Annotated in this window: 26 protein-coding genes and 1 other annotated feature; of the genes, 9 read left to right on the top strand and 17 right to left on the bottom strand. The window is 43.4% G+C overall.

The genetic code is table 11. The features are described 5' to 3' along the window. The first annotated feature begins 15 nt into the window (after positions 1–15). The 5 genes from NSQ09_RS20565 (at position 16) to NSQ09_RS20545 (ending at position 5,607) form a co-directional block, all read left to right on the top strand. Complete coding sequence (locus NSQ09_RS20565) at positions 16–1,296, top strand: ABC transporter substrate-binding protein (protein ID WP_129137849.1); 1,281 nt, start codon at positions 16–18, stop codon at positions 1,294–1,296. Further along, positions 1,289–2,200, top strand: coding sequence for a carbohydrate ABC transporter permease (locus NSQ09_RS20560; RefSeq protein ID WP_017695462.1), 912 nt, complete (start codon positions 1,289–1,291; stop codon positions 2,198–2,200). Before NSQ09_RS20565 ends, NSQ09_RS20560 begins: the two co-directional genes overlap by 8 nt. After that, positions 2,197–3,027: a carbohydrate ABC transporter permease gene (locus NSQ09_RS20555; protein ID WP_017695461.1), complete on the top strand. Its 831-nt coding sequence runs from the start codon at positions 2,197–2,199 to the stop codon at positions 3,025–3,027. The genes NSQ09_RS20560 and NSQ09_RS20555 overlap by 4 nt, the downstream gene beginning before the upstream one ends. A gap of 19 nt (positions 3,028–3,046) precedes the next feature. Next, positions 3,047–4,345: an alpha-galactosidase MelA gene (melA, locus tag NSQ09_RS20550; RefSeq protein ID WP_121591071.1), complete on the top strand. Its 1,299-nt coding sequence runs from the start codon at positions 3,047–3,049 to the stop codon at positions 4,343–4,345. Positions 4,346–4,456: 111 nt separating this feature from the next. Next, a protein-coding gene (locus tag NSQ09_RS20545) for an IS3 family transposase (RefSeq protein ID WP_087614160.1) occupies positions 4,457–5,607 on the top strand; the annotation gives its coding sequence in 2 pieces (ribosomal slippage) (positions 4,457–4,730 and positions 4,730–5,607; 1,152 coding nt in all). A 49-nt stretch (positions 5,608–5,656) separates the two neighbouring features. On the opposite strand, the gene NSQ09_RS20540 is transcribed toward NSQ09_RS20545, so the two are convergent. The 3 genes from NSQ09_RS20540 to NSQ09_RS20530 form a co-directional block, all read right to left on the bottom strand. After that, the gene (locus NSQ09_RS20540) at positions 5,657–5,968 is read right to left on the bottom strand and encodes a rhodanese-like domain-containing protein (protein ID WP_004398993.1); all 312 of its coding nucleotides are present in this window, start codon (positions 5,966–5,968) and stop codon (positions 5,657–5,659) included. Between the two features lie 115 nt (positions 5,969–6,083). Continuing rightward, a complete protein-coding gene (gene leuS, locus NSQ09_RS20535; protein ID WP_121591072.1) occupies positions 6,084–8,498 on the bottom strand; it encodes a leucine--tRNA ligase in 2,415 nt (804 codons plus the stop codon). A gap of 107 nt (positions 8,499–8,605) precedes the next feature. Next, positions 8,606–8,820, bottom strand: a binding site (T-box leader). A 102-nt stretch (positions 8,821–8,922) separates the two neighbouring features. Continuing rightward, positions 8,923–9,258, bottom strand: a complete 336-nt coding sequence (locus NSQ09_RS20530) for a DUF4257 domain-containing protein (protein WP_003246114.1) — start codon at positions 9,256–9,258, stop codon at positions 8,923–8,925. Positions 9,259–9,662: 404 nt separating this feature from the next. On the opposite strand from NSQ09_RS20530, the gene NSQ09_RS20525 reads away from it, so the two are divergent. Next, positions 9,663–10,448, top strand: a complete 786-nt coding sequence (locus tag NSQ09_RS20525) for a blue-light photoreceptor (RefSeq protein ID WP_004399022.1) — start codon at positions 9,663–9,665, stop codon at positions 10,446–10,448. A gap of 31 nt (positions 10,449–10,479) precedes the next feature. Here NSQ09_RS20525 and NSQ09_RS20520 read toward each other — a convergent pair whose 3' ends face one another. Then, complete coding sequence (locus tag NSQ09_RS20520; protein WP_017695458.1) at positions 10,480–11,673, bottom strand: MDR family MFS transporter; 1,194 nt, start codon at positions 11,671–11,673, stop codon at positions 10,480–10,482. Positions 11,674–11,861: 188 nt separating this feature from the next. Between NSQ09_RS20520 and NSQ09_RS20515 the strand changes: the two genes are divergently transcribed. Beyond that, positions 11,862–12,608 carry an LMBR1 domain-containing protein gene (locus NSQ09_RS20515; RefSeq protein WP_017695457.1) on the top strand — a complete coding sequence of 249 codons (747 nt, stop codon included), beginning with the start codon at positions 11,862–11,864 and terminating at the stop codon, positions 12,606–12,608. Between the two features lie 36 nt (positions 12,609–12,644). Here the strand turns inward: NSQ09_RS20515 and bceB are convergent, their stop codons facing one another. From bceB to NSQ09_RS20455, 12 genes are all read right to left on the bottom strand, one after another. Then, the gene (bceB, locus tag NSQ09_RS20510) at positions 12,645–14,585 is read right to left on the bottom strand and encodes a bacitracin ABC transporter permease BceB (RefSeq protein WP_341032592.1); all 1,941 of its coding nucleotides are present in this window, start codon (positions 14,583–14,585) and stop codon (positions 12,645–12,647) included. Beyond that, positions 14,575–15,336, bottom strand: a complete 762-nt coding sequence (gene bceA / locus NSQ09_RS20505; protein WP_003229137.1) for a bacitracin ABC transporter ATP-binding protein BceA — start codon at positions 15,334–15,336, stop codon at positions 14,575–14,577. Before bceA ends, bceB begins: the two co-directional genes overlap by 11 nt. A 101-nt stretch (positions 15,337–15,437) precedes the next feature. Continuing rightward, positions 15,438–16,442, bottom strand: coding sequence for a two-component sensor histidine kinase BceS (gene bceS, locus NSQ09_RS20500; RefSeq protein ID WP_015384427.1), 1,005 nt, complete (start codon positions 16,440–16,442; stop codon positions 15,438–15,440). Further along, entirely contained in the window at positions 16,435–17,130 is a 696-nt protein-coding gene (gene bceR / locus NSQ09_RS20495; RefSeq protein ID WP_017695455.1) for a two-component response regulator BceR, read from the bottom strand. Before bceR ends, bceS begins: the two co-directional genes overlap by 8 nt. A gap of 96 nt (positions 17,131–17,226) precedes the next feature. Continuing rightward, positions 17,227–18,537, bottom strand: coding sequence for an ABC transporter permease YtrF (gene ytrF, locus NSQ09_RS20490; RefSeq protein WP_041337710.1), 1,311 nt, complete (start codon positions 18,535–18,537; stop codon positions 17,227–17,229). Beyond that, positions 18,527–19,222, bottom strand: a complete 696-nt coding sequence (gene ytrE / locus NSQ09_RS20485) for an ABC transporter ATP-binding protein YtrE (protein ID WP_014477726.1) — start codon at positions 19,220–19,222, stop codon at positions 18,527–18,529. Before ytrE ends, ytrF begins: the two co-directional genes overlap by 11 nt. Positions 19,223–19,236: 14 nt before the next feature. Further along, positions 19,237–20,214, bottom strand: a complete 978-nt coding sequence (ytrD, locus tag NSQ09_RS20480) for an ABC transporter permease YtrD (RefSeq protein WP_041337712.1) — start codon at positions 20,212–20,214, stop codon at positions 19,237–19,239. Positions 20,215–20,227: 13 nt separating this feature from the next. Next, positions 20,228–21,214, bottom strand: coding sequence for an ABC transporter permease YtrC (gene ytrC, locus NSQ09_RS20475; protein WP_341032590.1), 987 nt, complete (start codon positions 21,212–21,214; stop codon positions 20,228–20,230). Then, a complete protein-coding gene (ytrB, locus tag NSQ09_RS20470) occupies positions 21,208–22,086 on the bottom strand; it encodes an ABC transporter ATP-binding protein YtrB (RefSeq protein ID WP_003229123.1) in 879 nt (292 codons plus the stop codon). Before ytrB ends, ytrC begins: the two co-directional genes overlap by 7 nt. Continuing rightward, a complete protein-coding gene (gene ytrA, locus NSQ09_RS20465) occupies positions 22,079–22,471 on the bottom strand; it encodes a GntR family transcriptional regulator YtrA (protein WP_003229121.1) in 393 nt (130 codons plus the stop codon). Before ytrA ends, ytrB begins: the two co-directional genes overlap by 8 nt. A gap of 33 nt (positions 22,472–22,504) precedes the next feature. Then, positions 22,505–22,642, bottom strand: coding sequence for a hypothetical protein (locus tag NSQ09_RS20460; protein WP_003229119.1), 138 nt, complete (start codon positions 22,640–22,642; stop codon positions 22,505–22,507). Between the two features lie 154 nt (positions 22,643–22,796). Beyond that, on the bottom strand, positions 22,797–23,069 hold the full coding sequence (locus NSQ09_RS20455; protein ID WP_041054093.1) for a YtzC family protein: 273 nt from the start codon (positions 23,067–23,069) through the stop codon (positions 22,797–22,799). Between the two features lie 161 nt (positions 23,070–23,230). Between NSQ09_RS20455 and NSQ09_RS20450 the strand changes: the two genes are divergently transcribed. Next, positions 23,231–24,199, top strand: coding sequence for a TIGR01212 family radical SAM protein (locus NSQ09_RS20450; RefSeq protein ID WP_024572829.1), 969 nt, complete (start codon positions 23,231–23,233; stop codon positions 24,197–24,199). Further along, on the top strand, positions 24,196–24,780 hold the full coding sequence (locus tag NSQ09_RS20445; RefSeq protein WP_017695450.1) for a class I SAM-dependent methyltransferase: 585 nt from the start codon (positions 24,196–24,198) through the stop codon (positions 24,778–24,780). The genes NSQ09_RS20450 and NSQ09_RS20445 overlap by 4 nt, the downstream gene beginning before the upstream one ends. Here the strand turns inward: NSQ09_RS20445 and tbcS are convergent. After that, the gene (gene tbcS, locus NSQ09_RS20440; RefSeq protein WP_004399076.1) at positions 24,770–25,873 is read right to left on the bottom strand and encodes a tetraprenyl-beta-curcumene synthase; all 1,104 of its coding nucleotides are present in this window, start codon (positions 25,871–25,873) and stop codon (positions 24,770–24,772) included. The genes NSQ09_RS20445 and tbcS overlap by 11 nt on opposite strands. Between the last annotated feature and the right edge of the window lie 7 nt (positions 25,874–25,880).

Raw genomic sequence — 25,880 nt, 5'->3', positions numbered from 1 at the left:
GATAAGGAGGAAAAGATGAAACACACTTTTGTTTTATTTCTCTCTCTTATTCTGCTTGTTCTGCCCGGGTGTTCAGCAGAGAAAAGCTCAGCAGATACCGCAAAAAAGACGTTAACCATTTATTCTACAATGTCAACCGACAGTGAAAGAAATAGGTTCAGAAAACTGGCAGCAGCATTCGAAAAGGAACACAGTGACATTCATGTCAGCCTTCATTTCCCAGGCAATGACTATGAAAATATGATGCGTGTCAGAATGGCGGCCAATGATTTGCCTGATCTATTCGATACACATGGCTGGGGGAAAATCAGGTACGGAGAATATACAGCCGATCTCCGGGATATGGAATGGACTCAAGATCTTGATCCTAATTTAAACAGCATCCTCAAAAATAAAAGCGGAAAGGTGTATGCCTATCCAATCAATCAGGCAAAAGACGGTCTGGCGTATAATCGCAATATTTTAGACCGTTACGGCATTGCTCCGCCGGAAACCATGGATGACTTTATCAAAGCACTGAGAACGATTAAAGAAAAGAGCAAGGGAAGCATTGTTCCCTTCTGGTTTGCCGGCTATGACAAAAGCTCATTCGCTCAATATTACGACCAATTCGCTACACCTCTTCTCATCACAGACCCTGCCCATAATGAAAAAAAACAGCTCACCAACGGCACTTTCAAATGGAATAAATTTACTTACTTATCGAAAATCCTCAAACAAATGCAGAAAGAAAAATTGATCAATATCGACGCCGTAACGGCAAAAAAATCACAGCTCATCGAATTAATGGCCCAAAACAAAATCGCCTTTACAATGCAAGGCGGCACACTCGGCCAAGACGTTGCCCAGATCAATCCGAACGTCAAGGTCGGCATTATCCCGACACCTGCCATCCATCCCGGTGATGACCCGATATGGATCGGCGGTGAACGCTACACCCTTGCAGCATGGAAAGATTCGCCTCAATTAAATGAGGCAAAAGATTTCATCGCATTTATGGCCCGCCCGGCCAATGCCAAACAAATGGCTGAAGCCACATCGCTTCCTTCAGGGCTGACCAATGTGAAAGCTGATATTTTCTACGCAAACGATTATGAGTATTATCAAGATGTCAAAGTCGAGCCTTACTTCGACCGGTTATACTTGCCAAACGGAATGTGGGATGTCCTGGGCACGGTTGGGCAGGAGCTCGCGGCTGACATTTTGGCGCCTCAAGACATTTCGCAGAAGCTGGGAAGAGAATATAAACGACTCCGGGAGCAATCCGAAACACAGGGAGCTGAAAACAATGAGTGAGATCGCAAGGGACGTTCATGTGAAACAGGTTAAGCCAAAAAAGCAGTCCTCACTTTGGTGGATGTACATTCCTGCTTTGCTCTCCGTTCTGGTCTTTATGATTTATCCGTTTGTGAAAGGCACATTGATTACCTTTACAAACTGGAACGGCTTTTCACAAGTCTACCAATGGGTTGGATTCGCGCAATATGAAAGGCTGTTTTCTGATCCTGACACTTGGCATATCTTAAAAAACACGCTGCTTTATGGGCTTGGCAGCACTTTTTTTCAAAATGTGGTCGGGCTTCTATACGCTCTGCTCTTAAATCAAAGCATTAAAACGAAAGCGGTAACAAGAACAATTGTGTATTTGCCGGTGATGATCAGCCCGCTCATTATGGGCTACATTTGGTACTTTTTCTTCTCCTATGACGGAGGCGCGCTCAATGATTTGCTCGGGGTCTTCGGCATCAGCCCTATTAATGCGCTCGCCAGTCCATCACTCAATCCATGGATCATTGTCATGATTAACACCTATCAATATGTCGGGATCGCTATGGTTGTCTACTTAGCCGGTCTGCAAAGCATTCCGAAAGACTACTATGAAGCGGCGCAAATGGATGGCGCGAAACAAGGCCAGCAGTTTTTTACCATCACGCTGCCGCTGTTAATGCCCTCCATTACCATTAATATGGTCATCAACATTATCGGAGGCTTAAAGCTGTTTGACGTCATCATTGCACTCACCGCAGGCGGCCCCGGAAATGCGTCACAATCCATGTCCACGTTTATGTATGATTTGTATTTCAAACGGCAGGATGCCGGCTATGCCGCAACGCAAGGCATATTTATGGCATTTGTCATTTTGATCATCAGCTTTTGCGCGCTTGCGTACTTTAAAAGAAAGGAGTCGGAAATGTCATGAGAGCCGCCCGTAGAAAAAGCATGCGGATCATTACACTTCTTGCAGCCATTGTGGCCTGTGCGCATTTTATTCCTTTTTATATCCTGCTGACCACTTCATTGAAAGCAAAAGGAGACTACAGTTCGAAATGGATATTTCCAGCCGACATCTCCTTTCATAATTTTTCAGAGGCGTGGGAGCGCGCTTCGCTAGGAAACTCTTTTATAAACACCATGATCATCACAGGTTTTTCTGCCTTGTTATTAATTATATTCGGCTCACTTGCCGCCTACCCGCTTGCCCGGCGGGAAACGAAACTGAATAAAGCCGTTTTCGCCTTGCTGATTTCCATTATGATCATCCCTCCGTTAACGTCCATGGTTCCTTTGTACCGAATGGTCGTGGACGCCGGAATGGTCAATACACACGCAATCGCCATTTTCATCAATACAGCGGCTTACATGCCTTTAACCGTATTCTTATATTCAGGCTTTATCCGATCGACCATTCCAAAAGAGCTTGAAGAAGCCGCAAGAATTGACGGCGCAGGCATGCTGAAAATCTTTTTTACGATTGTGTTTCCTCTGCTGAAGCCGATCACTGCGACCATCTGTATTATTTCTTGTGTCTTTATTTGGAACGACTATCAATTTGCCATTTTCTTTTTACAAGATCAAAAGGTTCAGACATTAACAGTAGCCATGGCAGGTTTTTTTGGAGAAAACGCAAACAACCTGCATTTAGTTGCCGCAGCGGCACTTATGGCAATGCTGCCGATGGTTGTTCTGTTTTTGGCGCTGCAAAAATACTTTATTGCCGGCCTGTCTTCCGGAGCGGTAAAGGGTTAACATTAAAGGAGGAAGCAATATGAAAAAGATTACATTTATCGGTGCAGGGAGCACGATTTTCGCCAAAAATGTTTTGGGAGACTGCCTGTTAACAGAGGCACTGAATGGATTTGAGTTCGCTCTTTACGACATTGATCCCAAACGCCTGCAAGAATCCCAGCTCATGCTCGAAAATCTAAGAGACCGTTATAACCCAAGTGTGGCCATCAACAGCTATGATGACAGAAAACTCGCCTTGCAAAACGCAGGCTATGTCATCAATGCGATTCAGGTTGGAGGATACAAACCGAGCACAGTCATCGATTTCGAGATTCCTAAACGGTATGGGCTGCGCCAGACGATCGCCGACACAGTCGGCATCGGCGGGATATTCAGATCTCTCAGAACAATCCCGGTCTTATTTGATATCGCAAAAGATATGGAGGAAATGTGCCCTGACGCATGGTTCTTAAACTATACAAATCCAATGTCCACTCTTACAGGCGCCATGCTCCGCTATACCAATATCAAAACAATCGGGCTCTGCCACAGTGTTCAAGTGTGCACGAAGGATTTATTTAAAGCTCTCGGAATGGAGCATGACGGAATTGAGGAACGCATCGCGGGCATTAATCATATGGCTTGGCTTTTGGAAGTCAAAAAAGACGGCACAGATTTATATCCAGAAATCAAAAGGAGAGCGAAAGAAAAACAAAAAACAAAGCATCATGATATGGTGCGGTTTGAATTAATGGATAAGTTCGGCTATTATGTCACGGAATCGTCCGAACATAACGCAGAGTATCACCCATACTTTATTAAACGGAATTACCCTGAACTGATCAGCGAGCTGCAAATCCCGCTCGACGAATATCCGAGAAGGTGCGTCAAGCAAATTGAAAATTGGGAGAAAATGCGGGATGATATCGTCAATAATAAAAACCTTACGCACGAACGCTCAAAGGAATATGGTTCAAGAATTATAGAAGCAATGGAAACAAACGAACCATTCACCTTCGGAGGAAACGTCTTGAATACAGGGCTGATCACCAACCTTCCTTCAAAAGCGGTTGTGGAAGTGACATGCGTCGCCGACAGAAAAAAAATTACACCGTGCTTCGCCGGAGAACTGCCTGAGCAGCTTGCCGCCTTAAACCGGACGAATATTAATACACAGCTGATGACAATCGAAGCGGCTGTCACACGGAAAAAAGAAGCGGTTTACCAAGCTGCAATGCTTGATCCGCATACAAGCGCGGAGCTTTCCATGAAGGACATCATCTCCATGTGCGACGATTTATTTGCAGCACACGGCGATTGGCTTCCGGAATACAAATAAAAACTAGGGGACCGCTCGGGACTGACCCCATAAGATGAGACAAATAAAAACACCTTCAAGTTTGAATACGGATGATTGTTATCCGAAATTAGACTTGGAGGTGTTTTTTCTATGGGGACAAGAGTGAGTTATCCGGTTGAAGTGAAACAGAAGGCTGTAGAAATGAGATTGGCAGGCGTACCTATGAAAGAGATCATGCAGGAGTTGAATATCAAAAATAATACGCAGATTAAGACATGGGTCAGATGGTATAAGGCTGGTGATACACATCGATTTGAACAGCCTGTTGGTAAGCAATACACTTATGGAAAAGGTCCGGAGTATTCTTCCGAATTAGAGAAACTGCAGGCAGAGAATCGATATCTGAGACAACAGAATGAAGTGTTAAAAAAGTACAACGAATTGGAAAGGAAGTTGATAGCCAAACGTCAGTCGAACTTGTAGAAGAATTGCACAGCACAATGACCGTGCAGGATATCTGTATTCATTTAGGTATCTCTCGCTCGTCTTATTATCGTTGGAAGAAGAATCTGAAGAAAGATCATCCCAAGCGCCATTTAGAAAAACAAATCGGCACGTTGTGCCGAGAGCACCAGTATCGATATGGATATCGAAAAATCACAGCTATATTAAAAAAGAGAATGTGTATTAACCATAAAACGGTTCAGCGTATTATGCAGAAAAATCAGTGGCAGTGCCGGGTTAAGGTGAAAAAGCGCAAGAAGAATGGGCAGCCATATGCCGTGGTCGACAATATATTAGATAGGAACTTTCAGTCTGATCATCCTCTTGAAAAACTAGTAACAGACATCACGTATTTGCCTTATGGACAGAAACAATTGTACCTTTCCAGTATATTGGATGTATATAATGGAGAAGTGATTGCTTTTACGATTGGAGATAAGCAGGACACAGACTTTGTCTTACACACACTTGATCAACTGCCAACACTGCCTGAGAACTGCGTGTTACATAGTGACCAAGGATCTGTGTATACATCTTACGAGTATCAGAAAGCTGTTAAAACAAAAGGCATTACCATGAGCATGTCCCGCAAAGGGACACCCGCTGATAATGCCTCCATCGAATCGTTTCATTCCTCACTAAAGTCTGAAACGTTCTATCTTAACAGCATTGATCGAACCACGACCGCCATCGTAGAACGCACTGTCATAGAATACATTCATTATTATAACAATATTCGTATTCAAACGAAACTAAACAACCAATCACCGATAAATTATCGGCAATTGGCTGTTTAAAAGGTGTTTTGATCCCTGTCTCAAAAACGGGGGTCAGTCCCGCTCTCCCCTAGTTTTTTGGTTTTGTTTCGCCTTCCCAGGCCATCATGCCGCCTTCAACATTGACTGTTTTAAAGCCTTGCTCATCCAGGTACTTGCAGACGTTCATGCTGCGCATTCCTGAGCGGCAGATAAATACGTACTCTTTGTCTTTATCAAGGGTTTCCATTTTTTCAGGAATATCCCCCATGCGAATATGAACGGCTTGCGGGATCATGCCTTCCGCTACCTCTTCATCTTCTCTGACATCAATTAAATATAATTCTTCGTCCGCCTCAATTTTTTCTTTCAAAGCGGCTGTGCTGATTTCTTTTATTTCCAAAGAAAACACTCCTATTCACAGTGATCATGTTCAGTATATCAAAGTCAGCTGAACGATTGCTATTCTGAGACGGATGAAAAAAATCCCCTTTTGGCAAAGGGGATTTTTTCTAGGCTTAGTTTGCCACAATATTGACAAGCTTCCCAGGCACCGCGATGATTTTCCGAATCGTTTTGCCTTCAAGCTGCTCTTTGACCTTTTCATCTGCTTGAGCAAGCTGTTCCAGCTGTTCTTTCGTTGCATCGGCAGGAACCTGTAATTTCGCTTTTACTTTTCCGTTCAGCTGAACAACGATTTCAACTTCATCATCCACAAGTTTTGTTTCATCATATACAGGCCAAGCTTCGTAGGCAATTGTGCCGGAATGGCCAAGCTTCTCCCAAAGCTCTTCCGCTAAGTGTGGCGCGATAGGAGAAAGAAGCTTCACGAAGCCTTCCATATATTCTTTCGGAAGTTCTGTTGCTTTATAAGCTTCATTAATAAAGACCATCAGCTGGGAAATACCCGTGTTGAAACGAAGGCCTTCATAATGGTCTGTGACTTTCATGACCGTTTCATGATAGACGCGCTCCAATGTTTCACCCGCGCCTTCAACGATTTTGCCATTAAGCTCACCGCTGTCTTCAATAAATAGGCGCCATACACGGTCAAGGAAACGGCGCGCACCGTCTAATCCTGATTCAGACCAGGCGATTGAAGCATCAAGAGGTCCCATGAACATTTCGTACAATCTCAGCGTATCAGCACCGTGAGAAGCCACGATTTCGTCAGGATTGACAACGTTCCCTTTAGATTTACTCATTTTTTCGTTGTTTTCGCCGAGAATCATTCCTTGGTTGTACAGCTTTTGGAACGGTTCTTTCGTCGGCACTACGCCGATATCATAAAGGAACTTATGCCAGAAGCGGGCATACAGAAGGTGAAGCACGGCATGTTCTGCACCGCCGATATACATATCGACCGGAAGCCATTTTTCCAATTTTTCTGGTGATGCCAGCTGATCCGGATTGTGCGGATCAATATAGCGCAAGAAATACCAGCAGCTTCCCGCCCATTGCGGCATTGTATTCGTTTCTCTTCTTCCTTTTTTCCCTGTCTCAGGGTCTATGACTTCCACCCACTCTTTAATGTTCGCAAGCGGTGATTCGCCCGTTCCGCTCGGTTTGATTTCATCCGTTTTTGGCAAAATCAGCGGCAGCTCCTCTTCCGGGACAGCTGTTGACGTTCCGTCTTCCCAATGAATGACCGGAATCGGCTCGCCCCAATAACGCTGGCGGCTGAAGAGCCAGTCACGAAGACGGTATGTCACTTTCTTCTCACCGTTTTTCGTTTCTTCCAGCCAAGCGATCACTTTTTCAATCGCTTCCTGTTTGTGAAGGCCGTTCAGGAAATCAGAGTTCACGTGCTCGCCGTCGCCAGTATAGGCTGCTTCCTCAACGTTCCCGCCTTTTACGACTTCCTTCACCGGAAGGCCGAATGTTTTGGCGAATTCAAAATCACGCTCATCGTGTCCAGGAACTGCCATGACAGCACCTGTTCCGTATGATGCAAGAACATAATCCGCAATCCAAATCGGCAGTTTTTCTCCGTTTACAGGATTGATCGCATACGCTCCTGTGAATACGCCTGTCTTTGTTTTCGCAAGATCTGTGCGTTCTAGGTCACTCTTTGATTGAATTTCTTTGATATAAGCTTCAACAGCTTCTTTTTGCTCTGCCGTTGTGATGTTTTCCACCAATGCGTGTTCCGGGGCAAGGACAGTGTATGTAGCGCCAAACAGCGTATCTGGTCTTGTTGTAAACACTGTAAAGGAATCATCATGTCCATCTATAGCAAAATGAACGTGAGCGCCTTCCGAACGGCCGATCCAGTTGCGCTGCATATCTTTAATGCTTTCCGGCCAATCAAGCTCTTCCAAGTCCTCAAGGAGCCTGTCCGCATAAGCGGTGATTTTCAGCATCCACTGCTTCATTGGGCGTCTCTCTACCGGATGGCCGCCGCGTTCGCTCTTGCCGTCAATGACTTCTTCGTTGGCAAGAACAGTACCGAGCGCAGGGCACCAGTTTACAGGCACTTCGTCAACGTAAGCAAGGCCTTTTTCGTATAGCTTTAAGAAAATCCATTGCGTCCATTTATAGTATTCAGGGTCAGTCGTATTGATTTCGCGATCCCAGTCATATGAGAAGCCAAGCGCTTGAATTTGGCGGCGGAAGTTATCAATATTCTGCTTCGTAAACACAGCGGGGTCGTTCCCTGTGTCAAGCGCGTACTGTTCAGCTGGCAGGCCGAATGCGTCCCAGCCCATTGGATGAAGGACATCATAGCCCTGCATGCGCTTCATGCGGGACAGAATATCCGTAGCTGTGTATCCTTCAGGATGGCCGACGTGCAACCCAGCTCCAGACGGGTAAGGAAACATGTCCAGCGCGTAGAATTTTTGTTTTTCATTATTATCAAGAGTGGCAAATGTTTTGTTTTCAAGCCAATATGTTTGCCATTTCTTTTCTATCTCTTTGTGCTGAAAACTCAAAGTAAAAACCTCCTTCTGATTGAATACGGCGTGTATGGTTCAAGTATTGACGGGAAGGAGAGGATTATTCAGAATATTCCCAAACTAAAAAAAACTCCCTCATCCCTAAAAGGGACGAGAGACTTTCGTTTTCCCGCGGTACCACCCTCGTTAGCGCGGCATACGCCGCACTCACTTGATACTTTTAACGCAGTTATGCGTCAGCGGCTTTTCACCGCTGCAACTCTGAGGTGAGTTCGGAAACAAACTTGATTGACTTTCACCAGCCGTCAACTCTCTGCAACAATATCTGTTTCTTACTGCTCCTCTTCATTGTTCTTATCGCAACCGTAATCTAACTGTATTTTATAGAATTCTGTTCATAAGTGCAAGCAGGTTTGTATACAATGGGAATGTACCCTGAACGGGCGGAGATTGAGGACAATTATTCGGGTGGAGTTTTGGTTTGACGTTTGGACTCGGCCGGTTCGCCGCCGCTGTTCAGTTCTCTCACAAAGTCAAAACTTCTGAGAACAGCTTCACCGCCGTAGCCTGAGATAATGGATAAGATGACAAGTTGAATTCCTGAATCGGGGTCAGCGGATAATACAAGTAAAATGGAAGCCGTCATGCCGATAAACCAATCTTCCAAAAATCCAAGGTAGATAAACCGCTTCGTCATTCTGGGCTTCTCCAGCCTGCCTCTCTTTTTCACATGACCGAGAATCCCCATGATTCCTCCAATTACACAAGCAATGAGTACCTGATGCAGCATCTTCATCATCACCTTCCTAAAGCCCTTATTTCGTAAAGCGACTTCAGGCCATCCAGCCCCCTTAAACGATTCCGATGATTTTCGATATCTACATACCGGCAAATCTGTAAAAAGCTTGTTTCTTCCATTATATGTGAACACATGATCGGTAAGCTTGATGCATTGGATTCATTTTTCACCCAGTGACATTGACCTAGTCACCTATTTAGCATGTAGAAAACCTTTCCGTTCATATGTTCAAATTCTGTTCTTATTTTTAGTGTATACGAGGACAAGCCCTAATGACAAACAACAAACTGCACTTGCTTGAATCAGAACATGTGTTGTGCTACGGTTACTGTAGAATTCATTTTAAAAAAGGGGAATATCAGGCTTTCGCATAGCAAGCTGACGGCCTAAGGGGGATTTATATGGCTAGTTTTCAATCATTTGGGATACCAGGACAGTTGGAAGTCATCAAAAAAGCGCTTGATCACGTGCGAGTCGGTGTGGTAATTACAGATCCCGCACTTGAAGATAATCCTATTGTCTACGTAAATCAAGGCTTTGTTCAAATGACCGGCTACGAGACCGAGGAAATTTTAGGAAAGAACTGCCGCTTCTTACAGGGGAAACACACAGATCCTGCAGAAGTGGACAACATCAGAACCGCTTTACAAAATAAAGAACCGGTCACCGTTCAGATCCAAAACTACAAAAAAGACGGAACGATGTTCTGGAATGAATTAAATATTGATCCAATGGAAATAGAGGATAAAACGTATTTTGTCGGAATTCAGAATGATATCACCAAGCAAAAAGAATATGAAAAGCTTCTCGAGGATTCCCTCACGGAAATTACTGCACTTTCAACTCCTATTGTCCCGATTCGCAATGGCATTTCGGCTCTTCCGCTAGTCGGAAACCTGACAGAGGAGCGATTTAATTCCATCGTTTGCACATTGACGAATATCTTATCAACATCCAAAGATGATTATTTGATCATTGATTTATCCGGATTGGCCCAAGTGAACGAACAAACGGCCGACCAAATTTTCAAGCTGAGCCATTTGCTGAAATTGACCGGAACTGAGTTAATCATTACCGGCATTAAACCTGAATTGGCTATGAAAATGAATAAACTGGATGCCAATTTTTCGTCGCTGAAAACATATTCAAATGTAAAGGATGCCGTCAAAGTGCTTCCGATTATGTAAAAAGATCCCGCTCACCCGGCGGGATCTTTTATTATGAAGAGATTGATGCCTGCTTATTTGTTTCTTTAGCTGATTTTAGCCGTTTGTCATATAGAAGCGTTGTGGCAATACTGATCAGCAGCAATACCAACAGAGATAAAACAAGAGCCTTAATGCCGTAATGATCGACAAGCACTCCTCCGAACAGGGGACCAATCATTCTGCCGCCTGTCGCCGCACTGTTGACAAAGCCTTGATAAAAGCCTTCTTTCCCTTTAGGGGCAAGCTGATTGGCAATAGTCGGCACAGCAGGCCAAACAAGCATTTCTCCGATAGTCAGGATCACCATCGCAGCGAGAAACATCGGAAATTGCTTTGCAGTCAGCAGCATGCTGAAAGACACAATAAAAATGATAAAGCCGATGACCATTTGCGCTTTTAACGACTCGGCCCATTTTTTCACCACAAAACTGACGAGCGGCTGGCCGAGCACAATGAGAATTCCGTTAACCGTCCACAGCACACTGTATAAGGAAAGAGATATTCCAATGCTTTGTGTGTACGAAGCAATTGTGGTTGACCATTGAGAATAAGCCAGCCATCCCAGTACATAGCCTCCGCTTAAAATGATCAGTGCGGCAAATTTTGCTTTGCTGTTCACAGCATCATAATCAAGCACAGACGTTTGGGACGCATCTCCCGTCTGAATATTTCGAAATCCGAAATATACAATAAAGAAAAAGACCAGATACAGCGCGGCATTTGCCAAAAATACATATGAAAACGAGAAAGATGCCACGATACCGCCAAGCGCTGAACCGACGGCCACGCCCGCATTTTGCGCGACATATATCGCATTAAATGCCTTCCTTCCCCCTTCAGGCCATACCGATCCCGCCATTGCGTAGCTGGCCGGAAAAACAACACCGGAGCCAAAGCCCACAATCGTCAGCAGCACAATATAGGCTGGCCAATCATGAAAAAAGACAAGACCCATCAGGCTTGCTAACGTAATGGCTATCCCAAGCATAATCGATTTAAAACCGCCGATTTTATCAAACAAAAAACCTCCGCATAAATTACCAGCCACACTGGCGCCGGAATTCAGCATCAGGACAAGTCCGGCTACTGTTAACGACTTTCCTAAATGATTATGGATATAAATCGTATTCAGCGGCCATAAAAAAGAAGCACCCGTCACATTGATAAACATTCCAATGACTAAAATTTTAAGAGCACGCGGCATACTCATCCCCCTTTCTTACCTAAAAAAGCTCATGAAAAAAACGAAACCTAAAACGGCTCCGTACGAATCCAGTTATCATAGCACATTCATTCTATCTGTCTCTCTCACATTTTTCAACTGATGAGCGTGAAAAAATCTAACAAATATTGTTTGAAAAATGTAAAATAAATAGAAAAAGGGGTCATATTATGGAAATGGTATTAGCATTCTTAGGTTTTCTGGCATGTCTCATTTCACTGGGCTATGGATTATATCACCTTGTCAAATATGTACTGAAAAAGGAAAAACGTTTCTCCAAGAGACTTTTTTGGCCGCTTTTCATTGGAGGCCTTGTCCTGCTCTTTACCGGGGCAGCATTGGCAGAACCTGACACTGCCGCAGCAAATGCCGAGAAAAAATATTCAGCGCTAAACGCCGAATATAAAAACCTCACAAAAGAGCATGAAGAACTTGAGAAAGAATATAAATCTGTCAGCTCTGAAGCAAAGAAATTAAAAGACAACAAAGAAGATCAAGACAAGCTTGAGAAGCTTAAAAACGAAAATAGCGATCTAAAAAAGACTCAGAAATCATTAAAAGCTGAGATTAAAGAGCTTCAAGAAAATCAAAAGCAGCTCAAAGAAGATGCAAAAACGGCAAAGGCTGAAAATGAAACACTCCGACAAGATAAAACAAAGCTTGAAAATCAATTAAAAGAGACGGAAAGCCAAACCGCCAGTTCTCATGAAGACACTGGAAGTTCTTCAAACAATACGAGTAAAAGTGATGAAACCAAAACAGCTGACAAAGCAGAAGGCTGTAATATCAAAGGAAGCAAAAACGGCATCTACCACACGCCAGGCAGTACATACTACGACCGGACAACCGATCCGGCTGAAATGTTTTGCTCAGTTGAAGAAGCTGAAGCCGCCGGTTATCGGGCGCCAAAACGATAAACAAAAAGCTCCAGAATGTCTGGAGCTTTTTCTGTTTCACAACGACGATTTAATGACCTTCTTATAATAAAGAACTGACAGAAAACCAAAAATGGAGTAGAGCGCAGTATATAACACCATCACCATAATCATAGGCGCCCATACCTCTGATCCGAATAAGAACCAGCCGGATTGGACGGCAAAGTAACTGTGGAAGAGGCCGACAACGAGCGGAATGCCGAAGTTGTACATTTGTTTGATGCGTATCCCCTTTATCAGGTCGCCCTGCGTAAAGCCGAGTTTTCTTAAAATTGTATAGCTCGGTTTTTCATCTTCACTTTCACCCATTTGTTTAAAATAAAGGATACAACCTGATGTAATCAGGAACGTTAACCCTAAGAAGCCGACGATGAACATCACCATACCAAACAGTGATTTTTGCGCAGCGCTTGTATCCAGTCTTGATAAATGCTCGTTTTTCTTGTTCACCTGTTGAAAAAGCTCATTTGCTTTTTCCATTTGATCGTCATGTTTCACATTGACGCCGATAAATGTAGATTGCGCCAGCTGAATGCGGGGGTCTTTATCCTTGTCCAGCTGTTTAAACAGGCTGTCATCCACAATGACAGCGGGCATGCCCCCGCTTGTAAACGTGTAGGATACAAGAAACTCTTCTCTTAATCCTTTATATTTTAATGGCTGCGTCTCGTGCTTGCTTTTTACTTTAATAACACCAGAGTCCTTGAAAACCATTATTTTTTGCAGCAAGTCGGTGTATCCTGAGAAAACGGCTTCTCCAGCCGCCACATCGACTCCTTTTACATCTTTGTCGCTAACAACAGCAAGCTGCATATTGCCGGGATCGCCCTGCATCTCTTTCGGAGTTCCATCCATAATATTTGCAATGTCAACATTTGCTTGCAGGACAGGTGTTGCCTTTTTTACAAACGAGATGTTGCTTTCCCTCAATCTGTTTTCAAATAACTTGGCATCTTTCTCATTCATGAATGAAAAATCAGCCGCTACATTTTGTTCAGCGGTCTTTTCCGACGAGTAATACGAGATGTAAGCAAGAGATAACAGCCCGATGGCGAGCGCTGAAACGGTTGTAATAATCGTCAGCAGCAGCGCATTCGATTTCATTCTGAACATGATCGATGACAGTGACAGAACCTCAGAAATATTTAAGTAGCCGCCCTTGCTTTTTCGAATGATATTCGAGATAAACGTAACTGATCCTTTATAAAACAAAAACGTCCCGATAATGACGCTCCCCAGAATGAAGCTCATCGCACCAAACAGTTCATTAATGGTCTTAAATTTTCCGCCAAACAGCTCAGAAGACACATAGTATCCTGTCAAAATCAACACGATGCCTAAAGCGCCGATCAGCATTTGGAAAAATGATATTTTCTTTACTTTGTCTTCAGTGGAGGACGTTACTTTAAACAAAGATAAAATACTCTGTTTTTTGATAAACATATAATTCATGATCATGATCAAAAGGTAAATGCCGCAGAACACAATGACCGTTTGGACCAAGGCCTGCTCAGAAAAATGCAGTTTCGCATCCGCTTTGACATCGACTATTTTGAACAGAATCATCAAGACCAGCTTCGATATCGAAAACCCGGCCGCTACCCCGATCGCTAATGAACCGAAATACAGCATGACATTTTCTGCACTTAAGATGCGAAAAATTTTATGCTTCGTCATTCCAATTAATTGAAACAGCCCGATTTCTTTACTCCGTCTCTTAATAAAAATCGTATTGGCATATAAAATGAAGATCGCCACTACAGCCACAAGCAAAATCGAAGCGGTTTTAATAGCCGCGGCTCCCTTGATTGAAGCCTTCACTTCGTTAATTGCTGGATCATACTGCAGCGTGACAAAGGCGAAATAAAGCGCCACGCTAAAGATGAGCGCAAACACATACAAATAGTAATTCCGGAGATTCTTTTTCAAATTTCGCAGGATGAGCTGATTAATGTTCATGCTGCACCCCGCCTAACACGCCTTGCGTTTTCATAATATCCTGGAAAAACGTTTGCCTGTCCTGTCCCCCTTTATTCAGCTGTGTATACATTTGCCCGTCCTTAATAAAAATGACTCTGCCGCAGTAGCTGGCAGCGACGGGATCATGGGTAACCATAATAATCGTGGCGTTGCGTTTTTGATTGAGCTGGCTCAGCTTATTTAATAGATCGGAGGCCGATTTCGAATCGAGCGCGCCGGTCGGTTCATCAGCGAAAATAATGCTCGGGTCATGAATAAACGCTCTTCCGGCGGATGTTCTCTGCTTCTGGCCGCCGGAAATTTCATTCGGGTATTTATCCCGCAATTCATATATTCCCAGTTCCTTTGCAACTTCCTCAAACTTGCGATTGGCTTCCTTTTTTGATAGTTTCGTGATCGATAAAGGCAGAAGGATATTCTCTTTCACTGTCAATGTGTCTAACAAATTGTAATCCTGAAAGATAAAGCCCAAATGCTGTTTTCTAAATTCAGCCAGCTGCTTTTCCTTCATAGCCGTCATGTCATTTCCATTAATATGAATGGTTCCGTGACTGACCTGATCGATTGAGGACAGAACGTTGAGCAAAGTGGTTTTTCCCGACCCGGAAGCACCCATAATACTGACGAATTCGCCCTTTTCAATGTGAATATCGATGCCCTTCAGCACTTCCTGTTTATTCAGCTTGTTTCCATAACTTTTTCGAATTTTATTCGCTTCTAAAATCACCATTTACGCAGTCTCCTTTATATTGGATAATCTCATTATAAAAAGGAATGCCGGGCTTTTCCTTCGATACGGCGAACAAAAAAGAAAAGCATGTGACATTTTCGTCACACGCTTATGACATGTTCAAATTGATTCCGTATTGGAAAGGTTAATGTAAAAACTGTCCCCGCACCAAACTCCGACTCAACATCAATAAGGATCAATAACGGCGCCGCTGCTTTTTTTGCCAAGTACAGCCCCATGCCAGTTGACGCTTGATCATGGTGATCCGTTGTGGATGTAAACCCTTTATCAAAAATACGCGGTACATCTTTTGGATCAATGCCCCTGCCACAGTCTTTCACTTGGAGCTGCGTCTGTTCCCCTTTTTGAAAGCTTTTGATCTCGATTTCAGAGGCTTCGCTGTATTTCACCGCGTTTGTCAGCAGCTGCCTGATGATAAACGCCAGCCATTTTGCATCGCTCAGCACTTCTTTGGCATCGAGCTGTATGTCAAAACCGATCCCTTTTTGGATACACCACGATTGTAAATCTTTGATTTCTTTAAAGATCAAAGGCTGAAGCTGAATGAATTCTACTGACAGGTCGTTTTCAATAAATGAAATGCGTTTTTGATGAAGCTGCTGATCAAGGAGCAGGTGAATACGCAGCCATTCATATGACAGCTGGGATTTCAGTGCTTTTTCTTCCATTCTATCAATGATTAAATGCATCGCTGTTAATGGGGTTTTGACCTCATGTATCCATGCCATCAGCTCATCTTTTTCATTTTCCAATGCTAAGCGATGCCGTGCTGCGGTCTGCTTCAAGTGTTCTGTTTGCCCGGCAATGCTTCTTTCAACCATTGCTTCAAACGGCGTTTCCGGTTCATTTATGGCTGTCACATCGAGATTGTTCTCCCATGTTTTCAAGCTTTTATAAAACGCTGTTTCTTTCCGATAGCGGAACCAAAGGAATATGATAAAAAACAAGATGCACAAATACACCATATAAAGTACATTCCCAAATGATATGGAAGGATCGACAAAAGCAATGAACAGCATCAAAGCCTGCTGAAACAAAAACGCGGCAATCCAGCTCCGCCTTTCGATAAGGAATGCTTTAATCATAAAACTTGTCCTCTTCCTTCGCGATGTAGCCCTGGCCCACCTTTGTCTCGATATATGCGCCAAGCTGCAGGGCGTCCAGTTTTTTTCGCAGGCGATTGACATTGACGGTCAGCGTATTATCACTAACAAAACGCTCATCGTTCCACAAGCTTCTGATCAGCTCTTCCCGGCTGACGATCTTGTTTTTTTGCTCTATTAATTGTTTTAGAATGAACATTTCATTTTTGGTCAGTTCAACAGATCCTTTGTCATTGCTGACGAGGTTCTGCTCCGCGTCTACAGCAGCGCCGCACCACGTTTTAATCGTATTCGGCTCCGTATTATAATGGTGCACACGCCGGAACATCGCTTGGATTTTCGCGATCAGCACTTCAAAATGAAATGGCTTTTGAATAAAGTCATCTGCCCCGAGCTGCATGGACATCACCATATCAGCAGGATGATCCCGGGAGGATAAAAAGAGAATCGGAACATTTGACCGGGAGCGGATCAGCCGGCACCAATGAAAACCGTCAAATTTAGGCAGCTGTACATCAATAATGACACAATCAGGATTAACCGCCGCAAATTCCTGCAGCACCTGACTGAAATCCTGAATGCCGTATACATCATAGGACCATCCCGTTAAACGATCCTTGATTTCATGAAACAGTGATTCATCATCTTCAATCAGCAAAAGTTTAAACAATCAATTCACCGCACTTTTTCCTTTTTTATCAAGTGTATAGCAAAACGCCAGCATGCGCTATAGAAAAAGCCGGCTGTCTCAGCCGGCTCGTTCGCATTATAATTCTCTTCTCAACGCTGTCAGCACGTTGGTTTTGGTAGCTTTTCTCGCCGGGTTCATTCCGGAAATGACTGCGACCCCTCCGCAAATCACAACGGCAATGATCACAAGGCTCGCCGGGATGTAGGAGAATGTGTAATTCAAGTCGCCCGCATCGCCTCCGCTTGTGGCCGCGAGAATCATCGGAACGGCCAGGTTGACAAGGTAGCTGACGCCGTAGGAAATGATAATTCCAATCACACAGCCTAAAATCCCGATATACGCGCTTTCCATCAGGAACATTCGGCGAATGATAGACGGACTCGCCCCAATCGCTTTCATAATGCCGATCTCTTGCGTTCTCTCTGTCACCGCCATCGTCATCGTGTTAAAAATGCCGATCGCTGAAATGATAACTGCGATACATCCGACAAAGATCAGTCCGATTTTGAAGACCATGAAGAAGGTGTTAGCCCCCTCAAGTTCGGTAGTCACTGATGTGACATAGTACCCGTCATCTGTTAGATCATTTGTCAGCTGTTCCACATTCTCAAACTTATCAGCAAAAACGCCAATCTTAGTTTCAACATTTCCGTCTTTGAAATCTAAGAATTCCGAAAAATCTTTTTTGAATTGATCACTGATAAAAATGTTTGAGTCCTCCATCCAGTCTTGAGATGGTTTTTTTGTAATACCGACAATTTTAAAGTCATATGTTTTTGTTTTTGTAACATCCCCTGTTTTAGGATCTGTCTTCGATACACTTAGTTCTATTGTTTTGTTCAGAATATCTTTCGTATAGCCCTTTGGTTCTTTTATATCTTCTAGATTTCCTTTTGCTTCCTCGATTTTTTTGTTATAATCTTCCGATTCTTTTTTCGTTAATAATCTCTTTGCGAAGTCGTATCCTACTACGATTTCATTTTCCGACTTTGCGACTCTTCCCTTTTCCAATTCCATATTGGCCTTTAATTCATCATTCATATTAGTAAAAATGAGATTTGAGCTTTCATTTGTACGATTGCCTAAAGTAGCTTTGTTTGGTTCATACACTTGCGTTCTTTCTACAACTGACCTTACGTGATCATACTTCTCTAAATCAGCTTTTTTAATAGGCTTGTCTCCTTCCTTGCCCATTACACTGACTTTCGTTACAACCTGCTGGCTCATTGTCATATCTGTAATTGTCTTTTGAATCCCAAACCCAACGGACGACAGCACAACCAAAAACGCACATGCCATTGTTGTCGCAAGAATCGTCATAAAGACGCGAAGTCTGTTTTTCTTCATATTTCTTCTGATAAAATGAACCTGATCCTTAAACCTCAACGGTAATTCCTCCTTTTAGCACACCATCATGAAGCTGAAATTTTGAATGTCCGATAGAAGCGACTTCATCATCGTGAGTAATGATCACAAATGTAATGCCACGCTCACGATTCAGCTGCTGGATCAATTCCAGCACTTCATGTTCCGTTTCTGAATCAAGACTTCCCGTCGGCTCATCCGCTAAGATAATCGAAGGATTTAAAATCAACGCTCGAGCAATACTGACACGCTGCTGCTGGCCGCCTGACAGTTCATTCGGATAATGAGCGGCGTGGTTTTCCAGACCGACGCGTTTCAGCATGTCCTGCACCTTTTGCTTCCGCTCAGAGGGCTTGATCCCTTTTAACGCCAGCGGCATTTCCACATTCTCATACGTTGTTAAGCCCGGAATGAGCTGAAAGCTTTGAAAAATAAACCCGAAATGGTCAAGCCGAAATTGCGCCCATTCCTTTTCATTAAACCCCGTAACATCAGTGCCATTAATGACAATCCGCCCTTTTGTCGGCGATATGTAGCCGGAAATCAAATTCAAAAGCGTTGATTTCCCTGAGCCGCTTCGCCCGACAATACAGGCGATCTCACCTTTCGCCACACGTAATGAAACATCCTTCAATACTGGAACTTCATTCTCACGGCCCTTTTTTCCGATCGTGAAAGAATGGTCGATATGCTGAACATCAATCATATGTTCTCTCTCCCTTACAAAAGTTTCATTTTTTTATAAATCGCAAAATAACTGATCAAGAACCCGATTACCGCACCTGTACCCATGCCAATGAGATAACCTGCAAAGCTCTCGCTTGCCGTAAATCCAAAATAGCCGAAGCCCATGATTCCTATGATAATAACGATGATCTGCACCGGGCGGTTAAGCGGCTTCCATAAGAAGAAATATCCGTTTCTTTCATTAGACAGTTTGACAAAGCTAATATAGCCGATAATGTAAAAAATGATAGTCATGATAGCCGGAATGACTAAATAATATGGTGAATTCTCAGCCCATTTCGAGTCTACATAAATTATCGGAATGAAATACTGCACCCATTTAGGTACTGGACCATGGATAAAATCTATTGATCCGCCAAAAAGGATCTCCAGGTTGATTGCAGGCAGGCTGATGAGCAAAAATGGCGAAATGGCCACGGTAAATGAGACCAAAAGCTGGGCAAAAATATTTCCTGTCAGAGCTCCTCCTGCCATAACTAGCGAATAAGCCAGCATGCTGATGATGATCATTCCAAGGCTGTAATTGTGAAAATAAACGGCCTGATCAGGCTTCAAAAGCATGATCAGCAAAACAGATAAAACATAACCTATGAGTTGCGGTATCACAATCACCATTCCGCCAGTAAGGAACTTCGCATGAAATATCTGCCCTCGTGTATAAGGAAGGCTTAAAGTAAAATCAAAGAAGCTCTTGCTACGTTCAATCCCAAGCTGGCTGACCGCCAAAACGACTCCCCAAATCCAAAACAATGAGATAAATGTGCCGTTTAAATAGTTAATCGTAAATACGCAGGTTCCGACCCACTCGTTCTGATTAGCCACGCAGCCTTGATATGAGATGTACGTATTTAAAACAGTAAAAGGATTGCTAAGCATAAATACCAAAAAAATCATGATTAGCAGAGCTTTATTTTGCTTCCACTCTTTATAAAACAGCCCGGAATCCGGCACACCACTTCCCTCCTTAATGTTTCATTTTCTTATTAATAGCGAAGTAGCTCACAAAGAATCCAACAACTGCCCCAATGATCATTCCTAAAATATAACCAATCATCGATTGTCCGGCAGAATATCCAAATAAACCAAATCCAAGAATACCAAAAGCGATAACCAGAATTTGCACTGGACGGTCTAATCTGTTCCATAAGAAAAAGTGTCCGTTTCGTTCACTGGGATGCTTTTTGAAGCTTATCAAACCAATCAAGTAAAACAGAATGCTCATGGCAGCTGGAATCATTAAAATATATTTACTATCGATAAGCCAGTCACTTGCAACATAACCAATGGGCACAAGATATAATAAATTGCTCGTCAGAGAGAAATACACCTCCGGGGAAGGGAACATTTCCCATATATTCACACCAAAAACAACTTCAAAGTTTCCAACCGGCAATGCAACAATTAAATATGGCAATACCGCAGCAGCAAATGCCGTTAATAACTGGGCAAAAACACTCCCCGTTAATGCACCAGCAGCCATCAACAAACAATAAGCCATAAAACTAATCACAATTACTCCAATGCTGCTGTGCTCAAAAAAGTAGACGTGTTCAGGGTTATAGACAAGAATCAGCAGCCATGCAAGTAAAAAGCCAATCAATTGTGACAGCACAATCACAAAACCGCCTAACCAAAATTTCGTCTGAAAAATTTGGCTTCTGTTATACGGGAGGCTTAATATAAAATCCATCGTGCCTTTCGAACGTTCCATTCCCATGAAGCTGACCGCCAAAATGACACCCGGCACCCAGTTGATATCTATCAGATTGCTTACTCTATAATTGACAATAAAATCACAATATTGCGGGTCTTGATGAGCCAGACATCCTTGATAAGACAAATACGTATTCACAATAGAGAGCGGATTTGCCAGCACCAAAAACACGATACTTAACAAAATCACCACTTGATTCTGTTTCCACTCTCGATAGAGGAGACCTCGGTCTACCATCTCCGCTTCCCTCCAAACTTCGCAATGAACACTTCTTCCAGGTTGACAGGAAGCTCATTCCATACTTTTGGCTTCAGCTCTCTCAAAAAGCTCTTTTTCTCCTCATCGCTTTTCGGAATCAGCACTGTGTAAAACACGCCGGCCTGATCGAGCATCGGAATGTTTTGCTCTCTGATGGCCAGATTGACATCTGTGTCAAACGCCATTTGTATTTTGATGTATTCTTCTTTTAATTCATCAAGATCCATGACGTTGGTCAGCCTGTTATCTTCAAGAAAGCCAATTCGGTTGCACATCCGCTCTATGTCTTCAAGCCGGTGAGACGTAATCAGGATACTCGTATCACGCTCTGCCACTTCATCGACCATCAGCTGCAGCACATCATGTCTAGTTACCGCATCAATACCATCCGTCGGCTCATCAAGGAGGATCAGCGCCGGTCTCGCCGCAAACGACAGAACGAGCGACAGCTGTTTTTTCAAGCCTGTCGACAGCTCACGGTATTTTTTCGTTTCTGGAATTTCGTATCTGTTCATCAGTTCATTCGCGTACGTGACATCAAATTTCGGATATATTCTTCTCAGGATATCAACAAGCTGCTTGTATGTATACTTGTCGTAAAAAGGATTTTGAACAGGCATGTAGATGATATTTTGTTTGACCTTCGGGTGCTTTTTGATTTCTACGCCGTCAAATAAAATCGTTCCGCTGTCAGCGAAAATGATTTGCTGGATTAAGCGAAGCATCGTCGTTTTCCCTGATCCGTTGCGTCCAAGCAATCCAAAGATTTCTCCTTTTTCGATTGTTAATGAAACATCTTTTAATACTTGATTGCCGTCAATCGCTTTTGACAGCTGCCGCAGTTCAATCATTTTTTTTGCCTCCCTTCACATCAGCGCTGATTTCCTTTATCCATTCGTGCAGTTTTTCCAGCTCAACCCCTGCATAGTGTGCATCGATGATGAGCTGTTTGAGTTGCTCTTTAATCATCGTCATCTTCCCTTCAACCAGTGTCGTTTTTGCATTCTCCGATATATAGGTCCCTCTGCCCCGCAGCGTTTCAATAATCCCCTCTCGCTCAAGCTCTTTATACGCTTTGCTGACAGTGTTCGGATTCGCAATAATGATCGTCGCCAATTCTCTGACAGAAGGAAGCTTATCACCAGGCTTCATGATCCCTTTCAAACAAAGCTCTTTCATTTGCTGAATAATTTGTTCGTAAATGGGTGTTGAGCTTCTTGGATCGATTTGAATCATTTACTTCCCTACTTTCTATACGATCTGAACCTTTTATAGATAAAAATGATCAATTATGCTTTTTTGCCATTCAAAACCGATCATCACGAGAACAAGAAAAAAAGAACAAGCGATCACAGATGCCGCAATCAGCATTGGCACGTTACGTTTGTTTCGTTTTTTATGTTTCATAACTGCCTCCCTTAATGTCAATATATAAATGATTTTATATTAGTGTCTATAGTGTATTACTTCAATTAGTACACTTAATACAATAAATACTTTGACTCACAAAGTCAATCCTTTTTTTACAAAAAAACGGACCCTTTTAAAAGGGTCCGTTTTCCTACACATCAAGAGGGTGCTGCAGGATCATATTATTTTGCAAAGATTGAAGCTGAAGTCTCATTCTGTACAGCTGCTCTCTCTGCTGATCATTTGACGACAGCCATAGTTTATTCAAGGCATTTACCGCATCTTCTAGCTGCATTTGCGCATCACTATATTCTTGATCGTTAAAATGCTCTTGTTTAGAAGCGATTTTCAGCTGTTCTTCAGCATAATCATAGGCCTGCATACATTGCTGGAGATGTTCATCTACTGATTGTCTTGTTGCCACAGTAACCCCTCCTCTTGGTAATGGAAATCATCCATCATTCATATTGTAGCCTCATCTGACTTTATTCAATAAAGTAATTTATGGTCGATATTCATTTGTTCTCTTGTGAAATGCGTGCTACAATTTTAGGATGCAATCGTACGCAAGGAGGCACATGAATTGTGATGCAGAACAATCCTTTTCCTTATTCAAATACGGAAAAACGCTATCATACATTGAATTATCATCTCAGAGAACATTTCGGCCATAAGGTGTTTAAAGTGGCGCTTGACGGCGGTTTTGACTGTCCGAATCGGGACGGCACCGTAGCCCACGGAGGCTGTACGTTTTGCAGCGCAGCAGGCTCCGGCGATTTTGCCGGGAACCGGGCCGATGATTTAATTACGCAATTCCATGACATCAAAAACCGCATGCACGAAAAATGGAAGGACGGCAAGTACATCGCTTATTTCCAGGCTTTCACAAACACTCACGCCCCGGTTGAGGTGCTTCGTGAGAAATTCGAATCCGTCCTCGCTTTAGATGATGTGGTCGGCATTTCGATCGCCACACGCCCGGACTGTCTGCCTGATGATGTCGTTGATTACTTGGCAGAGCTGAATGAACGCACCTATTTGTGGGTGGAGCTTGGGCTTCAGACAGTTCATGAACGGACTGCACTTCTGATCAACCGCGCACATGATTTTAACTGCTATGTGGAAGGCGTCAATAAATTAAGAAAACACGGCATACGTGTCTGCTCGCATATTATCAACGGGCTGCCTTTGGAAGACCGAGACATGATGATGGAAACGGCAAAGGCCGTCGCAGATTTGGATGTCCAGGGCATTAAAATCCATCTGCTTCACCTACTGAAAGGCACGCCGATGGTCAAACAATATGAAAAGGGAAAGCTGGAATTTCTTTCTCAAGATGATTATGTGCAGCTCGTGTGCGATCAGCTTGAGATCATTCCGCCTGAAATGATCGTCCACCGGATTACAGGCGACGGACCGATTGAGTTGATGATCGGGCCGATGTGGAGCGTCAACAAATGGGAAGTGCTTGGGGCCATTAATAAAGAGCTAGAAAATCGAGGCAGCTATCAAGGAAAGTTCTTTCAGCGCCTTGAGGAGGAATCAGCGCTATGATTTTGAAGAAAATTCTTCCTTACAGCAAAGAACTGCTGAAAATGGCCGCGGGAGAAGGAGATATTGTCGTAGATGCGACAATGGGTAACGGACATGATACACAGTTTTTAGCGGAGCTTGTTGGTGAAAACGGCCATGTGTACGCATTCGACATCCAAGAATCAGCCGTGGCCAATACAAAGGAACGGCTCGGTGACATGTATCAAGCGCGAACAACGTTATTTCACAAAAGCCATGATAAAATCGTTGAATCCCTCCCGCCTGAAACACATGGCAAAGTGGCGGCCGCGGTATTTAACCTCGGCTATTTGCCGGGCGGGGACAAATCAATTACGACAAACGGCAGTTCTACGATCAAAGCCATTGAACAGCTTCTCAGCATCATGAAAGACGAAGGTCTGATTGTTCTCGTCGTCTATCATGGCCACCCGGAAGGCAAAGCTGAAAAAAACGACGTGCTCGAGTTTTGCCGGGACTTGGACCAGCAAACAGCCCGTGTATTAACATACGGGTTTATCAATCAGCAAAATGACCCGCCATTTATTGTCGCCATCGAAAAAAAAGCTCAGATCAGCAAATGATTTGAGCTTTTTTCTTTGAATTTTTCATCCAGGACATTTTTTGAAATTTCCGGTAGGCTCTGCCGTTGATATAAAAGAAAAGGGAGGTTTTTCCGCTGGCTTTGATCAGCTTCTTTGCAAGCCGGCCCATTTCCTTTTGGCCTGCCACTTTATCATCTGACAAATAAACGCCAAGCAAGCCGCGATTGATTAAACGATGGAAGTTTTCATGCGGAATGCCTTGTAAATGCTCGTCGGCTTTATGGATAAAGTGTTCAAGCCGGTCCATCATCTCTTCATGAGACTGATAATACGAGCAGAAATTCAAGTCTCCTTCCAGTAAGTCCTCCTCTTGATCAATCAAATAATCAAGAAGAATATGAAGACCCTGTATGTAAGGAAAATAACTGTCGCGGATTTTTTTAGCGGTGCTTTCTGTGAAATCAGGCTGGAACGAATACGCAACCAGACAGAAAATGCCTAACGTTGAGCCTGCACAGGCTGAAAATTCATACCATTCCATCTCAGGCAGCTCTGATTCATATTGAGTAAACCACTTTTCAAGCCGCGGAACACGCTCATGCTCAATAACGTGCTTATGCACCTGCAAATCGCAATAATAGCCGCACAGTTCAAGCAGATAAGGTTTAATCATGTCATAGTGCTCAATGGAACCAAGGACTCGCTGGCACGTTTTGACCAGTTCGTGCAGATATCCGCTGTCATCCTGTTCTTCCCTGAATTGATAATAGTTTTGCAGTTCCGCCCCCACTGTCAGCGCGTCCTGCATTGAGGCATGGAGCATCCGAAAATCCTGCGGGTCCAGCGAGGTGCTGCGGTCACACAGATTGTCCAAATAATCACTAATCGTTTGATACGCGATGATAAACTCGACACATTTCTGCTTTTGGCTGCCTGACAATAAGGCCAGTATGCCGCCGCCTTCACAGTGAAACGTTTTGTCCCGAATACTTGCGGTTGCCTGTGCTTTCAATTCACTGTTATGAATCGATTCTGATTTTTGCTTCCATATGTCCAGCTCTTGATGAACGAGCGGAAAAATATCTCGATATACCTTTGCCATCAATCCAAAAGGATGTTCCGGTACTGTCAACACATGC

It is taken from the genome of Bacillus sp. FSL W8-1202 (genome assembly GCF_038006165.1).
GTDB lineage: Bacteria > Bacillota > Bacilli > Bacillales > Bacillaceae > Bacillus > Bacillus subtilis.
The sequence above is the reverse complement of the archived record's forward strand: the minus strand, read 5'-3'. Positions and strand labels throughout refer to the sequence as shown.

Excerpts from the sequence above, each read along its gene's own strand:
- NSQ09_RS20565 (WP_129137849.1), top strand. The coding sequence starts at position 16 with ATGAAACACACTTTTGTTTTATTTCTCTCTCTTATTCTGCTTGTTCTG.
- NSQ09_RS20560 (WP_017695462.1), top strand. The coding sequence starts at position 1,289 with ATGAGTGAGATCGCAAGGGACGTTCATGTGAAACAGGTTAAGCCAAAA.
- NSQ09_RS20555 (WP_017695461.1), top strand. The coding sequence starts at position 2,197 with ATGAGAGCCGCCCGTAGAAAAAGCATGCGGATCATTACACTTCTTGCA.
- melA (WP_121591071.1), top strand. The coding sequence starts at position 3,047 with ATGAAAAAGATTACATTTATCGGTGCAGGGAGCACGATTTTCGCCAAA.
- NSQ09_RS20530 (WP_003246114.1), bottom strand. The coding sequence starts at position 9,258 with ATGAAGATGCTGCATCAGGTACTCATTGCTTGTGTAATTGGAGGAATC.
- NSQ09_RS20525 (WP_004399022.1), top strand. The coding sequence starts at position 9,663 with ATGGCTAGTTTTCAATCATTTGGGATACCAGGACAGTTGGAAGTCATC.
- NSQ09_RS20520 (WP_017695458.1), bottom strand. The coding sequence starts at position 11,673 with ATGCCGCGTGCTCTTAAAATTTTAGTCATTGGAATGTTTATCAATGTG.
- NSQ09_RS20515 (WP_017695457.1), top strand. The coding sequence starts at position 11,862 with ATGGAAATGGTATTAGCATTCTTAGGTTTTCTGGCATGTCTCATTTCA.
- bceB (WP_341032592.1), bottom strand. The coding sequence starts at position 14,585 with ATGAACATTAATCAGCTCATCCTGCGAAATTTGAAAAAGAATCTCCGG.
- bceA (WP_003229137.1), bottom strand. The coding sequence starts at position 15,336 with ATGGTGATTTTAGAAGCGAATAAAATTCGAAAAAGTTATGGAAACAAG.
- bceS (WP_015384427.1), bottom strand. The coding sequence starts at position 16,442 with ATGATTAAAGCATTCCTTATCGAAAGGCGGAGCTGGATTGCCGCGTTT.
- ytrE (WP_014477726.1), bottom strand. The coding sequence starts at position 19,222 with ATGATTGATGTTCAGCATATCGACCATTCTTTCACGATCGGAAAAAAG.
- ytrC (WP_341032590.1), bottom strand. The coding sequence starts at position 21,214 with ATGGTAGACCGAGGTCTCCTCTATCGAGAGTGGAAACAGAATCAAGTG.
- ytrB (WP_003229123.1), bottom strand. The coding sequence starts at position 22,086 with ATGATTGAACTGCGGCAGCTGTCAAAAGCGATTGACGGCAATCAAGTA.
- ytrA (WP_003229121.1), bottom strand. The coding sequence starts at position 22,471 with ATGATTCAAATCGATCCAAGAAGCTCAACACCCATTTACGAACAAATT.
- NSQ09_RS20460 (WP_003229119.1), bottom strand. The coding sequence starts at position 22,642 with ATGAAACATAAAAAACGAAACAAACGTAACGTGCCAATGCTGATTGCG.
- NSQ09_RS20445 (WP_017695450.1), top strand. The coding sequence starts at position 24,196 with ATGATTTTGAAGAAAATTCTTCCTTACAGCAAAGAACTGCTGAAAATG.